This window comes from Azohydromonas caseinilytica (assembly GCF_012927045.1).
Taxonomy (GTDB): domain Bacteria; phylum Pseudomonadota; class Gammaproteobacteria; order Burkholderiales; family Burkholderiaceae_C; genus Azohydromonas; species Azohydromonas caseinilytica.
This window is the reverse complement of the sequence record NZ_JABBFW010000012.1, coordinates 141,430-153,216: the sequence shown is the minus strand read 5'-3', so window position 1 is coordinate 153,216 and position 11,787 is coordinate 141,430. Positions and strand designations below refer to the sequence as shown.

General features: G+C 68.1%; 13 protein-coding genes and 1 pseudogene. 4 read left to right on the top strand and 10 right to left on the bottom strand.

Going from position 1 to position 11,787, the window contains the following annotated elements; all coding sequences use genetic code 11:
* Together HHL10_RS17585 and HHL10_RS17580 are read left to right on the top strand one after the other, a co-directional pair.
* The coding region (locus HHL10_RS17585; RefSeq protein ID WP_169161689.1) for an NAD(P)(+) transhydrogenase (Re/Si-specific) subunit beta at positions 1-1,379 on the top strand (1,379 nt) is incomplete at its 5' end.
* Positions 1,380-1,407: 28 nt separating this feature from the next.
* Positions 1,408-3,090 (top strand): electron transfer flavoprotein-ubiquinone oxidoreductase, encoded by a 1,683-nt coding sequence (locus tag HHL10_RS17580; RefSeq protein ID WP_169161688.1) that lies wholly within the window; start codon positions 1,408-1,410, stop codon positions 3,088-3,090.
* 159 nt (positions 3,091-3,249) lie between these two features.
* Here the strand turns inward: HHL10_RS17580 and HHL10_RS17575 are convergent.
* The 7 genes and pseudogenes from HHL10_RS17575 to HHL10_RS17545 form a co-directional block, all read right to left on the bottom strand.
* Positions 3,250-3,801, bottom strand: a pseudogene (locus tag HHL10_RS17575) (transposase); the annotation flags it as partial.
* 297 nt (positions 3,802-4,098) lie between these two features.
* Complete coding sequence (arsB, locus tag HHL10_RS17570; protein ID WP_169161687.1) at positions 4,099-5,172, bottom strand: ACR3 family arsenite efflux transporter; 1,074 nt, start codon at positions 5,170-5,172, stop codon at positions 4,099-4,101.
* Positions 5,173-5,191: 19 nt separating this feature from the next.
* Positions 5,192-5,695 carry an arsenate reductase ArsC gene (locus HHL10_RS17565; RefSeq protein WP_169161686.1) on the bottom strand — a complete coding sequence of 168 codons (504 nt, stop codon included), beginning with the start codon at positions 5,693-5,695 and terminating at the stop codon, positions 5,192-5,194.
* Between the two features lie 80 nt (positions 5,696-5,775).
* On the bottom strand, positions 5,776-5,922 hold the full coding sequence (locus HHL10_RS31380; protein ID WP_375138959.1) for a hypothetical protein: 147 nt from the start codon (positions 5,920-5,922) through the stop codon (positions 5,776-5,778).
* A gap of 228 nt (positions 5,923-6,150) precedes the next feature.
* On the bottom strand, positions 6,151-6,660 hold the full coding sequence (locus HHL10_RS17555) for an ArsI/CadI family heavy metal resistance metalloenzyme (protein ID WP_169161685.1): 510 nt from the start codon (positions 6,658-6,660) through the stop codon (positions 6,151-6,153).
* Between the two features lie 24 nt (positions 6,661-6,684).
* Positions 6,685-7,008 carry an ArsR/SmtB family transcription factor gene (locus HHL10_RS17550; protein ID WP_169161684.1) on the bottom strand — a complete coding sequence of 108 codons (324 nt, stop codon included), beginning with the start codon at positions 7,006-7,008 and terminating at the stop codon, positions 6,685-6,687.
* Positions 7,009-7,636: 628 nt separating this feature from the next.
* Positions 7,637-8,086, bottom strand: coding sequence for a thioredoxin fold domain-containing protein (locus HHL10_RS17545; protein ID WP_169161683.1), 450 nt, complete (start codon positions 8,084-8,086; stop codon positions 7,637-7,639).
* A gap of 215 nt (positions 8,087-8,301) precedes the next feature.
* Here HHL10_RS17545 and HHL10_RS17540 point away from each other — a divergent pair, with 215 nt between their 5' ends.
* Entirely contained in the window at positions 8,302-8,667 is a 366-nt protein-coding gene (locus HHL10_RS17540) for an AAA family ATPase (protein WP_169161682.1), read from the top strand.
* A 117-nt stretch (positions 8,668-8,784) separates the two neighbouring features.
* Here HHL10_RS17540 and HHL10_RS17535 read toward each other — a convergent pair whose 3' ends face one another.
* From HHL10_RS17535 to HHL10_RS17525, 3 genes are all read right to left on the bottom strand, one after another.
* The gene (locus HHL10_RS17535; protein ID WP_169161681.1) at positions 8,785-9,039 is read right to left on the bottom strand and encodes an H-NS family nucleoid-associated regulatory protein; all 255 of its coding nucleotides are present in this window, start codon (positions 9,037-9,039) and stop codon (positions 8,785-8,787) included.
* Between the two features lie 179 nt (positions 9,040-9,218).
* Positions 9,219-9,452: a hypothetical protein gene (locus HHL10_RS17530; RefSeq protein ID WP_169161680.1), complete on the bottom strand. Its 234-nt coding sequence runs from the start codon at positions 9,450-9,452 to the stop codon at positions 9,219-9,221.
* Positions 9,453-9,862: 410 nt separating this feature from the next.
* Positions 9,863-10,273, bottom strand: a complete 411-nt coding sequence (locus tag HHL10_RS17525; protein ID WP_169161679.1) for a PPC domain-containing DNA-binding protein — start codon at positions 10,271-10,273, stop codon at positions 9,863-9,865.
* 332 nt (positions 10,274-10,605) lie between these two features.
* Between HHL10_RS17525 and HHL10_RS17520 the strand changes: the two genes are divergently transcribed.
* The gene (locus tag HHL10_RS17520) at positions 10,606-11,772 is read left to right on the top strand and encodes a patatin-like phospholipase family protein (protein ID WP_205833087.1); all 1,167 of its coding nucleotides are present in this window, start codon (positions 10,606-10,608) and stop codon (positions 11,770-11,772) included.
* The last annotated feature ends 15 nt before the right edge of the window (positions 11,773-11,787 follow it).

Here is an 11,787-nt window from a genome sequence, read left to right as displayed (position 1 = left end):
CCCTCAAGGGCCTGAGCCACCCCACCACGTCGATCCGCGGCAATGTCTTCGGCATGACGGGCATGGGCATCGCGGTGGTCACCACCGCGGCGCTGATCCTCAAGCTGGCCGAGGACCTGGGCAGCGCGGGTCCTTCCGGCCTGGTGTGGGTGCTCATTGGGCTGCTGGCCGGGGGCACGGCCGGCACCGTGATGGCCCGGCGCGTGCAGATGACCAAGATGCCCGAGCTGGTGGCCTTCATGCACTCGATGATCGGCCTGGCTGCGGTGTTCATCGCCATCGCCGCGGTGGCCGAGCCCTGGGCTTTCGGCATCACGCCCAAGGGCGCCGAGATCCCCACCGGCAACCGGCTGGAGCTGTTCCTCGGGGCCGCCATCGGCGCCATCACCTTCTCCGGCTCCGTCATCGCCTTTGGCAAGCTCTCGGGCAAGTACAAGTTCCGCCTGTTCAAGGGCGCGCCGGTGGTGTTCGCGGGGCAGCACCTGCTCAACCTGGTGCTGGGTTTGTCCACCCTCGCGCTGGGGCTGGTGTTCATGTTCACCGGCAGCTGGAGCGCGTTCTTCGTGATGCTGGCGCTCTCGTTCGTGCTGGGCGTGCTCATCATCATCCCCATCGGCGGCGCGGACATGCCGGTGGTGGTGAGCATGCTCAACAGCTACTCGGGCTGGGCCGCCGCGGGCATCGGCTTCAGCCTCAACAACTCGATGCTGATCATCGCCGGCTCGCTGGTGGGCAGCTCTGGGGCGATCCTGAGCTACATCATGTGCAAGGCTATGAACCGCTCCTTCTTCAACGTGATCCTGGGCGGCTTCGGCGGGGACGCCGCCAGTGCCGCACAGGGCACGCAGGAGCAGCGCAGCGTCAAGAGCGGCAGCGCCGACGACGCGGCCTTCATCCTCTCCAACGCGGAGACGGTCGTCATCGTCCCGGGCTACGGCCTGGCGGTGGCGCGCGCGCAGCACGCGGTCAAGGAGCTGGCGGAAAAGCTCACGCACAAGGGCATCACGGTGAAGTACGCCATCCACCCGGTGGCGGGCCGGATGCCCGGGCACATGAACGTGCTGCTGGCCGAAGCCGAAGTCCCTTACGACCAGGTCTTCGAGATGGAGGACATCAACGGCGAGTTCGGCCAGGCCGACGTGGCCATCATCCTCGGGGCCAACGACGTGGTGAACCCGGCCGCGCTCCAGAAGGGCAGCCCCATCTACGGCATGCCGATCCTGGAGGCCTACAAGGCCAAGACCGTGATCGTGAACAAGCGCAGCATGGCCGCCGGTTATGCCGGGCTGGACAACGAGCTGTTCTACATGGACAAGACCATGATGGTCTTCGGCGACGCCAAGAAGGTGGTCGAGGAGATGGTCAAGGCCGTTGCCTGACGTTCGATTCGTTCATCTCGACCTTGATATGCAGCACAACTTGATTGCGCAATACGGCTCGCGCGAGTCCATGGACTACGACGTGGTGATCGTCGGCGCCGGCCCCGCGGGGCTGGCCACCGCCATCCGGCTCAAGCAGCTCGCCGCCGCCGCGGGCTCGGAGATCTCGGTGGTGGTGCTGGAAAAGGGCTCCGAACCCGGCGCCCACATCCTCTCCGGGGCCATCATGGACCCCATCGCGCTCAACGAGCTCTTCCCCGACTGGCAGGCCTTGGGCGCGCCGCTCAGGCAGCCCGTGACCGAGGACGAGTTCCTGTTCCTCTCCGAGACCGGCGCGAAGGCCACCCCGCACGCCCTGCTGCCCGACTGCTTCAAGAACCACGGCAACTACATCGTCAGCCTGGGCGAGGTGGTGCGCTGGCTCGCTGGGCAAGCCGAAGAGCTGGGCGTGGAGATCTTCCCCGGCTTCGCCGCGGCGGAGGTGCTCTACGCCGAGGACGGCTCGGTGCGCGGCGTGGCGACCGGGAACATGGGCATCGGCAAGGACGGCGAGCCGACGGAAAACTTCCAGCTCGGCATGGAGCTGTGCGCCAAGTACACGATCTTTGCCGAGGGCTCGCGCGGCCACCTGGGCAAGCAGCTCATCGAGCGCTTCCGGCTGGATGAGGGCAAGGACCCGCAGAGCTATGGGCTGGGCCTCAAGGAGCTGTGGGAAGTGCCGGCGGCGAACCACAAGCCGGGCCTGGTGGTGCACACCGCCGGCTGGCCGCTGGATGCCAGCACCTACGGCGGCTCCTTCATCTACCACGCGGCGGACAACAAGATTGCCATCGGCTTCGTGGTGGGCCTGGACTACCAGAACCCCTGGCTGAGCCCCTTCGAGGAGTTCCAGCGCTTCAAGACGCACCCGGCCGTGCGCAAGCACCTCGAAGGCGGCAAGCGCATCTCTTATGGCGCGCGCGCCATCACCGCCGGCGGGCTGCTGTCGCTGCCCAAGACGGTGTTCCCGGGCGGCGCGCTGGTGGGCTGCGACGCGGGCTATCTGAACGCCAGCCGCATCAAGGGCAGCCATGCCGCCATCAAGAGCGGGATGCTGTGCGCTGAAAGTGCCTTCGAGGCGCTGGGCGCCGGGCGCAGCGGCGACGTACTCTCAGCCTACCCGGAAGCCTTCGAAAAGAGCTGGCTGCATGAGGAGTTGCTGCAGGCCAAGAACTTCAAGCAGTGGTTCAAGAAAGGCCGTGGCACGGCCACGCTGATGACCGGCATCGAGCAGTGGCTGCTGCCGCGCCTGGGCGTGAAGAAGGCGCCGTGGACGCTCAACCGCAAGCTGCCCGACCACCTCAACCTGCGCCCGGCCTCTGCTTTCCCGCGCATCGACTATCCGAAGCCGGATGGCGTGCTGACCTTCGACCGGCTCTCCTCCGTGTTCATCAGCAACACCAACCATGAGGAGAACCAGCCTCCTCATCTGCAGCTGCGTGACCGGAGCAAGGTCGTGGACGTCAACCTGACGGTCTTCGAGGGGCCTGAGGCGCGTTTCTGCCCCGCAGGCGTGTACGAATACGTTGCAGGCCCCGCAGGGCAGACGCACCTGCAGATCAACGCGCAGAACTGCCTGCATTGCAAAACCTGCGACATCAAGGACCCGACGCAGAACATCACCTGGGTCTCGCCGGAAGGCGGTGGTGGGCCGAACTACGCGGGAATGTGAAGCAGTTGATGGCTGGCACGCGAGAGGCAGGCCGCGTGCGCGAGCCGGTTCAGGCAATCACAGCGGCGTGCCAGGCTGGTGTGTCGTCGTAGCGCCCTATCGGAGGTGTCATGGGAAAGCGATTCATCGTGGTGATGATTCTTGGGGCTCTATTGAAATTCAAGTGGGTTGCCGGGCATGAGGGTTGACCGCGCTGAAGTCCAGCTTGCCGGCGATCAGGAAGCTCACGGTCTTGATGGTGGCCATGCGGGTGAAGCCTCGAGCGCGGCGCTTGGCGGCCTGGAACAAGCCGTTGAGGGCCTCCGGGAAGCCGTTAGTCTGGCGCGTCTGCGCCCAGGCCACGATGCCTTCAAGGTGGCGGCGCACGAGGGTCGCCACGGCCTTCATGGGATCAACCTTGGAGCGCATTACGCAACGGCACCAGTGCAGCAGCATGGCGCGAACGACGTTGAACTGCTTGCGCTCCAGGATTTCGCGCAACTGCTCCTTGTAGACCCAGGCCCGCCCGGTGCGCACGCTCGCCATACGGGCGATCAGGGCGTCGAGCTCAGCGACGGCCTCGGGCTTGAGGCTGTCGCGGTCCTTGAGCAGCGACCAGCGCCTGCTCTTGAGGGACTTATCGCTGCGCTGCTCGATGCGCCGCATCTTGTCCACCGCGGCGTTGGCGTGCCAGACGACGTGGAAGCAGCTTCGAACAACCGGTCGTGCATCTCAAAGGTTCTGATCGTTATGGCGAAGGCGTCGGCATGCCTCATCGGCCATGGCCGCCAGTCCAAGAGCCGGCAAGTCAACCCACTCGGAATTCAAGAGAGGATGAATAAATCAACCAAGGCGAATGAGGCGAGATGCGAGTCCGTGCATTTCGGTGCGCTTGCTGCCGATTTCCGGTTACCCGGCAAGCGCTTGGCAGTGCTCGGCAGTCGCGATCCATGCTGGCCGACTAACCTATCGACTCCATTGATGTTCTTCGTGCGAAGCGCACCAAAATGCACGGAAAGTTCAATAACCTTAGGTTCTGCTCACGCCGGCCTCGTACCAGCCCTTGCTCTGGTTGACGATCCGCACCACCAGCAGCATCACCGGCACCTCGATGAGCACGCCCACCACGGTGGCCAGCGCCGCGCCCGACTCGAAGCCGAACAGGCTGATGGCCGCGGCCACCGCCAACTCGAAGAAGTTGCTCGCGCCGATCAGCGCCGAAGGGCATGCCACGCTGTGCGACTCGCCAAGTTTTCGGTTGAGCCAATAGGCCAGCGCGGAGTTGAAGAAGACCTGGATCAGGATCGGCACGGCCAGCATGGCGATCACCAGCGGCTGCTTCAGAAGCGCCTCGCCCTGGAAGGCGAATAGCAGCACAAGCGTGGCCAGCAGCGCCGCGATCGACCACGGGCCGATTCTCGCCAGCGTGGCGTCGAACGCGGCCCTGCCTTTCGCCAGCAGCGTGCGGCGCCAGAGCTGCGACACGATCACCGGGATCACGATGTAGAGCACCACCGACGTGATGAGCGTGTCCCAGGGCACGGTGATGGCGGAGAGGCCCAGCAGCAGCGCCACGATGGGCGCGAAGGCGAACACCATGATGGTGTCGTTGAGCGCCACCTGCGACAGCGTGAACAGCGGGTGCCCGTTGGTCAGCCGGCTCCAGACGAACACCATGGCTGTGCACGGTGCGGCAGCCAGCAGGATCAGGCCGGCCACGTAGCTGTCGAGCTGTTCCGCAGGCAGGTACGGCGCGAAGACGTGGCGTATGAAGACCCAGGCCAGCAATGCCATCGAGAAGGGCTTGACGGCCCAGTTCACGAACAGCGTGACGCCGATGCCCTTCCAGTGGCTGCGCACCTGGTGCAGGGCTCGGAAGTCCACCTTCAGCAGCATCGGGATGATCATCACCCAGATCAGCAGCCCCACCGGCAGGTTCACCTGGGCCACCTCCATGCGGCCGATGGCCTGGACCGGGCCCGGCAGCATCTGGCCCAGCGCGATGCCGGCGACGATGCACAGGAAGACCCAGACGGTGAGCCAGCGCTCGAAGACGCTCATGGGTGCCGGCGCGGCAGCGCGGGTGGTCAGCGTGGTGTTCATGGGTTTGCCTCGCGCGCTTTCAGCTGCGGCCGATCTCGGTGAGCGCGGCCGACAGCGCTGCACGGTCCATGGTTTCCAGCGGCAGCGCGAGCAGCTGCAGCATCCGGTAGCCGATGGCCTGGCGCGTGAGCTCGAACGCGCGGCGCTTGCCCTCGTCGCCGCCTTCCGCGTTGGACGGGTCGGGGTAGCCCCAGTGCACCTTCACCGGCTGCCCGTTGCCGCCGAAGAACACCGGACACGTCTCTGCCGCGGCGCTGTCGCACACCGTGATGACGATGGACAGCGGCGGCGCGCCGTCGGTCGAGAACTCGTCCCAGCTTTTGCTGCGACAGGCGCTGGTGTCCACGCCGGCGTTGTGCAGCGCCTCCAGGGCGAACGGGTTGATGCGCCCGCTGGGCGCGCTGCCCGCACTATGGGCACGCACGTCCTTGCCCAGCCGGGCCGCGAGGTGGTTGAGCATCCCTTCGCTGAGCACGCTGCGCGCGGAGTTGTGGGTACAGAGGATCAGGACGTGAGTGGTCATGGCTGCAGGCCCGGCGCTTCCCGGGTGCGTGGAGTCAGTGAAGGAAGAGACCCCGCCAGGAACGTGGCGGGGCTGGAGGGTCAGGCGGCGCCGGTCTTGCCGATACGCTCGATCTCGCGCTGCAGCGACATGCTCGCCAGCGTCTGCAGCGGCAGGGCCAGCATCAGCTCGATGCGGCGGCGCTTGAGCACCAGCGCGGCCTCCATGTCGGCGTGCTGCTGCTGCACGGGCGTGACTTCGTCGGCAGCGGGTCGGCCACGCCCCAGTGCGCCGTCATCGGCTGGCCCGGCCACAGCGGGCACACCTCGCTGACGGGATGGCCGCCGGCCGGGTAGGCCTTGAAGTGGCCGCCGCCCAGGTGGTTCATCAGGCCCTCGGCCATGATCGAGCACCGCGCAGGTTGCCGGTGCAGATGAACAGGACGTTGCAGGCCTTGTCGCTCATGGCCAGCACCTTCAGCAGCAGGAAGTCGAGGCCTTCACCGGGATGCCCAGCGGCTTGCCACGCGGCGTGCAGCACGCGGCGGGCTCCGGCTCGGCGGCGGGCGTCTGCGCCGGCGTGCAGCAGACTGCTGCAGCGGTGTCCTCACTCTCCCGGAATACCGGGATGTTGCCCAGCGTGTGGAAGTGCTCCCAGGCGATGCCCTGCGGGTCCGTGATCCAGTGCTTCTCGCTGCGCGCGTAGCAGCAGGTCGTCGCACCCTCATCGAGCAACGCCATGTCGGCGGCCTGCGCGCGCTCCTTCATGGCGGCCAGCTCCGCCGGGTCGTCGGTCTGGATGCCCAAGTGGTCGATGCCCGGCTCCCTGCCGCGCGTGGAGATGGCGAAGTTCACCGCCGGGTCGTCGAGCATCCACTTGGCGTAGTCGCTCTCCACGCGCGCGGGCTCGGCGGCGAAAAGCTTGGAGTAGAAGGCGATGCTCTTGGCCAGGTCATCGACGTGCAGGTGAACGTGGAAGCGCTTCATCGCGGGTCTCCTTCGAAGGACAGGTCAGCAGTCGGCACAGGGCTTGGCCGCGGGCAGGCAGGCCAAGCCCTGGCAGCAGTTCTCGGTGAGGTAAGCCATCAGCGCGTTCATCTGCCCGAACGCGGCGCGGTAGATGAGGTTGCGGCTCTCGCGCTCCTGCGTGACCAGGCCCGCGTTGGCCAGCTCCTTGAGGTGGAACGACAGCGTGGATGCCGGCAGGCCCAGCGCCTCGGCCATGGCGCCGGGGGTCAGGCCCTGCTCGCCGGCCACCACCAGAGCACGGAACGCCTGCAGCCGCGCAGGCTGGGCCAGGGCGGCAAGCGACCGGACAACTTCTCTCTCTTCCATAATTCCACTTTACTGGAATGATGAGTAAAAGCCAAGCACCCTGACTGTTGCACCAGCCGCCAGCAACAGGGGTGGGCCAGCGGTGAAACCAGCGCCGATCTGCCCGCGGTGCGCCACCGCCTGCAACGGGCCGGACGGCACAGTGGGTCGGCTCCAAGGCATGCGTCGTTTCGCGCCGCTGTGGCGGCCTTTTGCCGGGCCCCTCAAGGCGCCGGCCCGAGGCGGGACCGCACCCAGCGCAGCCGCGTGCTGGCGCGCACCCCGCCCACGCCGGCGCTGCAGGCGGTGCTGGAGGATCTGCGCGCGCTGGAACCCGGCGGGCGCCACCGCCGCACCGCGCTTGCGCTGCGCTTCCTGGTCACCACCGGGCTGCGGACCCGGAGCTGGCGTCGGCGCGGCGCGACCACCTGGAGTGAATTCCGCCGTCCCAGCAGGGCGACGGCGGCTGGGTGCCGCATGTGGTGGGGAAGCCTGGGCCACGCCAGCTTCACCACCACCTCGCAGTACGTGCACGCGCAGTCGCACCGCATGACCAAGGTAAATGCGCAAGCTCTGGGAGCAGCTGCGCTGAGCGCCATGCCGCCGCCGCGGGAGCGCGTGCCCCGGGTGGCGAGCGCTCAGGACGTCGTCAGATCCCCACCAGCGCGGCGATCTTGTCCGGCGGCAGGTAACCGGCCTCGATCCCGGCGGCACCGGTGGCGGCGTTCTTGTAGACGATGGTCGGGACGCTGCGCACGCCGAGCTTCTCGAAGATTTCCGTGTTGGCCTTGACCTGGGCCAGCGCGTCGGCCGGAGGCGCCGACGCAGGCCCGCCGGTGCGGCCCGCGCTGACGGCCGCCTCGTTGGCCGTCATGGCCGCCACCGGATCGCTGGCGGCCAGGATCACGGCCCCATGCTCCGCGCCGTTGCGCAGCAGCCCGACCGGAATCCAGGTCAGCTTCAGCCGGCCATGCAGCGGCTGGGTGTCCACCCACAGGCGAGCGCAGTGCGGGCAGGTGGCGTCGAAGAAGACATAGACGGTGTGGGCCGACATCAGCTGCCCCACCGAGAAGCCGCGCGCGCTGGCCGCGAGCGCCATGGGGTCGGCTGGGGCGCCAGTGGCGCTGGCCGGGGGCTCACTCTCGCTCTTGCCGCACGCGGCCAGGGTGCTGGCCACGAGGGCGGCGGGGACGAGAGACAGGAGCGTCCGACGCGGAACGGGACGGTGACGTGCAATATCCATGAAGGCATCTTGGCATGCCGCGTGCGCGCTCCGGCTGTCCTCACTCACCAGACGGCAGGCCCGGGCGCGCCATGGAAGCGGTTCTGTTCATCGGCATCCAGGGCTCTGGCAAGAGCACTTTCTACCGCGAACGTTTCTTCGACACGCATGTGCGCATCAGCCTGGACCTGCTGCGCACCCACCATCGTGAGCGGCGGCTGCTGGCGCTGTGCCTGGAAACCCGGCAGCGCTTCGTGGTCGACAAGACCAATCCCACTGCGGCCGAGCGTGCCCGCTACATCCAGCCGTCACGCGCGGCCGGTTTCCAGGTGATCGGCTTCTTCTTTGAGCCGGACCCCGCTGGAGCTTTCGAGCGCAACCGGCGCCGGCCGCACCCGGTACCTCCCGCGGGACTGTTCGGCACCCTGAAGCGGCTGGAGCGCCCGCACCCACGGTAAGGCTTCGACCGGCTGTACCGGGTCATCCTTCCGCCGGAGGGTGGGTTTGCCGTGTGCAGTCTGGACCCATGAAGGCGGCACGGTGTACAGGCGGCTCCGCCACGCCGCTGTGGCCTTTCAAGAGCGCACCTTGGGCGGCCGACCGCGCCGCCGGGGCGGGGCCACCAGCCCCAGGTCGGCGGGCGTCAACTCGAAAGCCCGCATGAGGTTCCTGATCCTCACCAGCGCCTCCAGCCGGGTATCGGCTTCCATCTCCTCGAGCTGCCGTTCCAGGCCGGCCAGCTCCTCACGCAACTCGTTGATGCGGGCTTGCAGGGACTCGCGGGTAGGTTTGGGTTCCGGTCGGATCCAGCCGGATTCTTCGGGGGACATCAGCACTCCTTGGCGCAACCAGTGTCGCGGCCGGCGTGCCGGAGCGGGAACGCAGAGCACGCGCGGGAGTAGGACCTTACCCCTGCGCGGTCCGGCCGCGCCGCCCCAAGGACATCGACGCAAGGGGCGTCAGGCTGACGCCTCGGCGGCTGCGCGCGTCGGCTTCGGGTGTGAGAGGGTCAAAGCACCGGTGACGGCGCGCCCCGTACCATCTCGCGCAACGCGGCCATGACCTCGTCGGGCGTTGCGGGCTGGCCCGACTGCACCAGGCGCGAGCGCACGATGCACAGCACGGCTTGCCGCTCCTCCCGCGAGGCCCGGCTGCAGGCTTCGGCCAGGGCGTCTCCCGGAAACCCCGACTCGGACAGCTCAACAGCCCGCTCGATCAATGCCATGGCCCGAAGGGTATGCATGGGTCGCTCTTGAATTGGTAGCTGGGAGGCAGTCATTGTGCACTGCAACATGAAACCCGCATATCCCGCTGCGTCTTGGAGTTTTGTCAGAGTGCATCCGCTACCGTCCACAGGGCCCGCCGCGCCGGTGGCCTTGGGTCCGTGAGAGGTAACGGCCCGCTCCACCACCATGCGGTCCCGGCGCGTGCTGAGCTCGGTCCTGCGGCGCAACGCACGCAATTGCCCGGTGCTGGGCTGAGCACGGGGCCTGCGAGCCGTGGCCAACTGCGCCCTTCGTGCTGATGCCCCTGATGCCGGGCGCCGCGCTGCTGGCCCGGGAAAGCCGGCTCCGGCGGTGAGCCGGGTTTGCCCCGTGGTGCGCGGCAAGGAACCGATGGTGGCGGAACTGCCGCGCGGTCCCGGGGTCCTGGTCAGCCCGCTGGTGCCTGGCAGCGGTGCAGCGTGAGCTCGTCATGGCCGGTGGCGGCATCCGGCTCCCGGCTGAAATGCCAATCCGGCAGCAGCGCCAGCAGCACCTCGGCCGTGGTGCGCACGCGGCAGCCGTAGCCCAGGTGCCCGCCCAGCACGCGCCCCTGGGCATCCGCCAGGCTCGCGTGCAGGTGCGACCCGTTCACGGCCACGCTGCCCGCCAGGGTCAGGATCTCCAGCGCGCCGTCCAGCTCCAGCACGTCGGTGGCCCCAGCCAGGCGCAGCCTGGCCTGGCCCAGGCTGCCGATGCCGCTGACGACGAAGCCGGCCTCGCAGGGCTGGTTGGCCAGCGCGGCTTCCAGCGCGCGGCGCAGGTCCACGCCGGGTTGCAGACGCAGAGGCAGAAAAGGCATGGCACTCATGCCGGCAGCGTAGCGCGCGCCACGCGATGGCCGCGCCGGGTTCCGGCCGGGACAGCTGCAGTGAGCGGGCATCCGCAGAGCACCGGTGCGGGCCCTTGGCCGGGCAGCCGCCGGTGCGGTGCCGGGGATGGGCCTCATTGCCGCATCAACAGGTTGCGCAAGGCGCCCACCAGCGGCGGGAGCTGCGGGACCTGCTCCGTCGGGATCAAGCCGTGCGCGCTGCGGCGCTCGCGCAGGCTGCGGCCGTCCTGGCCACGGCTTGCGCTCGGTGCGGCTCGGCAGAATCATCCGTTTCCCACATCACCCGAGACGCCGCCATGCCCATGAGCCGCACCTTGCAACAGCACCTGGACCCGGACGCGGGCCCGAAGCGCATCCTGGCGCTGGACGGCGGCGGCCTGCGCGGCGTACTGACGCTGGGCATGCTGCGCGAGATGGAGTCGCATCTGCGCGCGCGCCATGGCGGCGACCCGGCGTTCCGGCTCAGCGACTACTTCGACCTCATTGCCGGCACCTCGACGGGTGCCATCATCGCCGCCGCGCTGGCGCTGGGCATGAGCGTCGACGAGGTGCACGGCCACTACATGCGGCTGGGCCAGGTCGTGTTCAAGCGCAGCCTGCTGCGCTGGGGGGCGCTGCGCGCGAAGTTTCCGGCCGACAAGGTGAGCGAGGCCCTGGTTGGCGTGTTCGGCGACCGCCGGCTGGACAGCCCTGACCTGCGCACCGGGCTGCTGATCGTCACCAAGCGGCTGGATACCGGCAGCACCTGGCCGCTGACCAATCATCCGGGCTCGCGCTATTTCGACCGCGGCTCGAAAGCCACGACGATCGCCAACCGCGAGTACCCGCTGTGGCAGGTGGTGCGCGCGAGCACCGCCGCGCCCTACTTCTTCGATCCCGAGTCGATCGGCATCGGCCGCGGCGACGGCGAGGTGAAGGCGGTGAGCGGCGACTTCGTCGACGGCGGCGTCAGTCCGCACAACAACCCGGCCCTCCAGGCGCTGATGACGGCGACGATCCCGGGTTACAGCTTCGGCTGGGAGACCGGAGAGAAGCGCCTGCTCGTTGTCTCGGTCGGCACCGGCAAGGCGGACGCCGAAGTCGGCCACCGCAACGTCGTTGAAGGCACGGCCGCGATCCACGCCGTGCTGTCGCTCAAGGCGCTGATGGAGGACTGCGCCGACCTGGTGGAAACCGTGATGCAGTGGCTGTCGAAAAGCCCGACGGCGCGCGAGATCGATCGCGAGCTCGGCACCATCGCGTCGCCGCTGGGCGGTACGCCGCTGTGCAGCTACATGCGCTACAACGTCCACCTGACCGAGGCCTGGTTCGAGAAGCACCTGGGGGAATCGGTCGGGGCGAAGGCGCTGAAAGCGCTGGAAGCGATGGACCAGCCGGCCAATATCCCCGAGCTGGACCGTATCGGCCGCATGGCCGGCACCAAGCTCGTGAAAGCGGCGCACTTCGACGCCGCCTTCGACCTGCACTGAGCACAAGGGGAATCC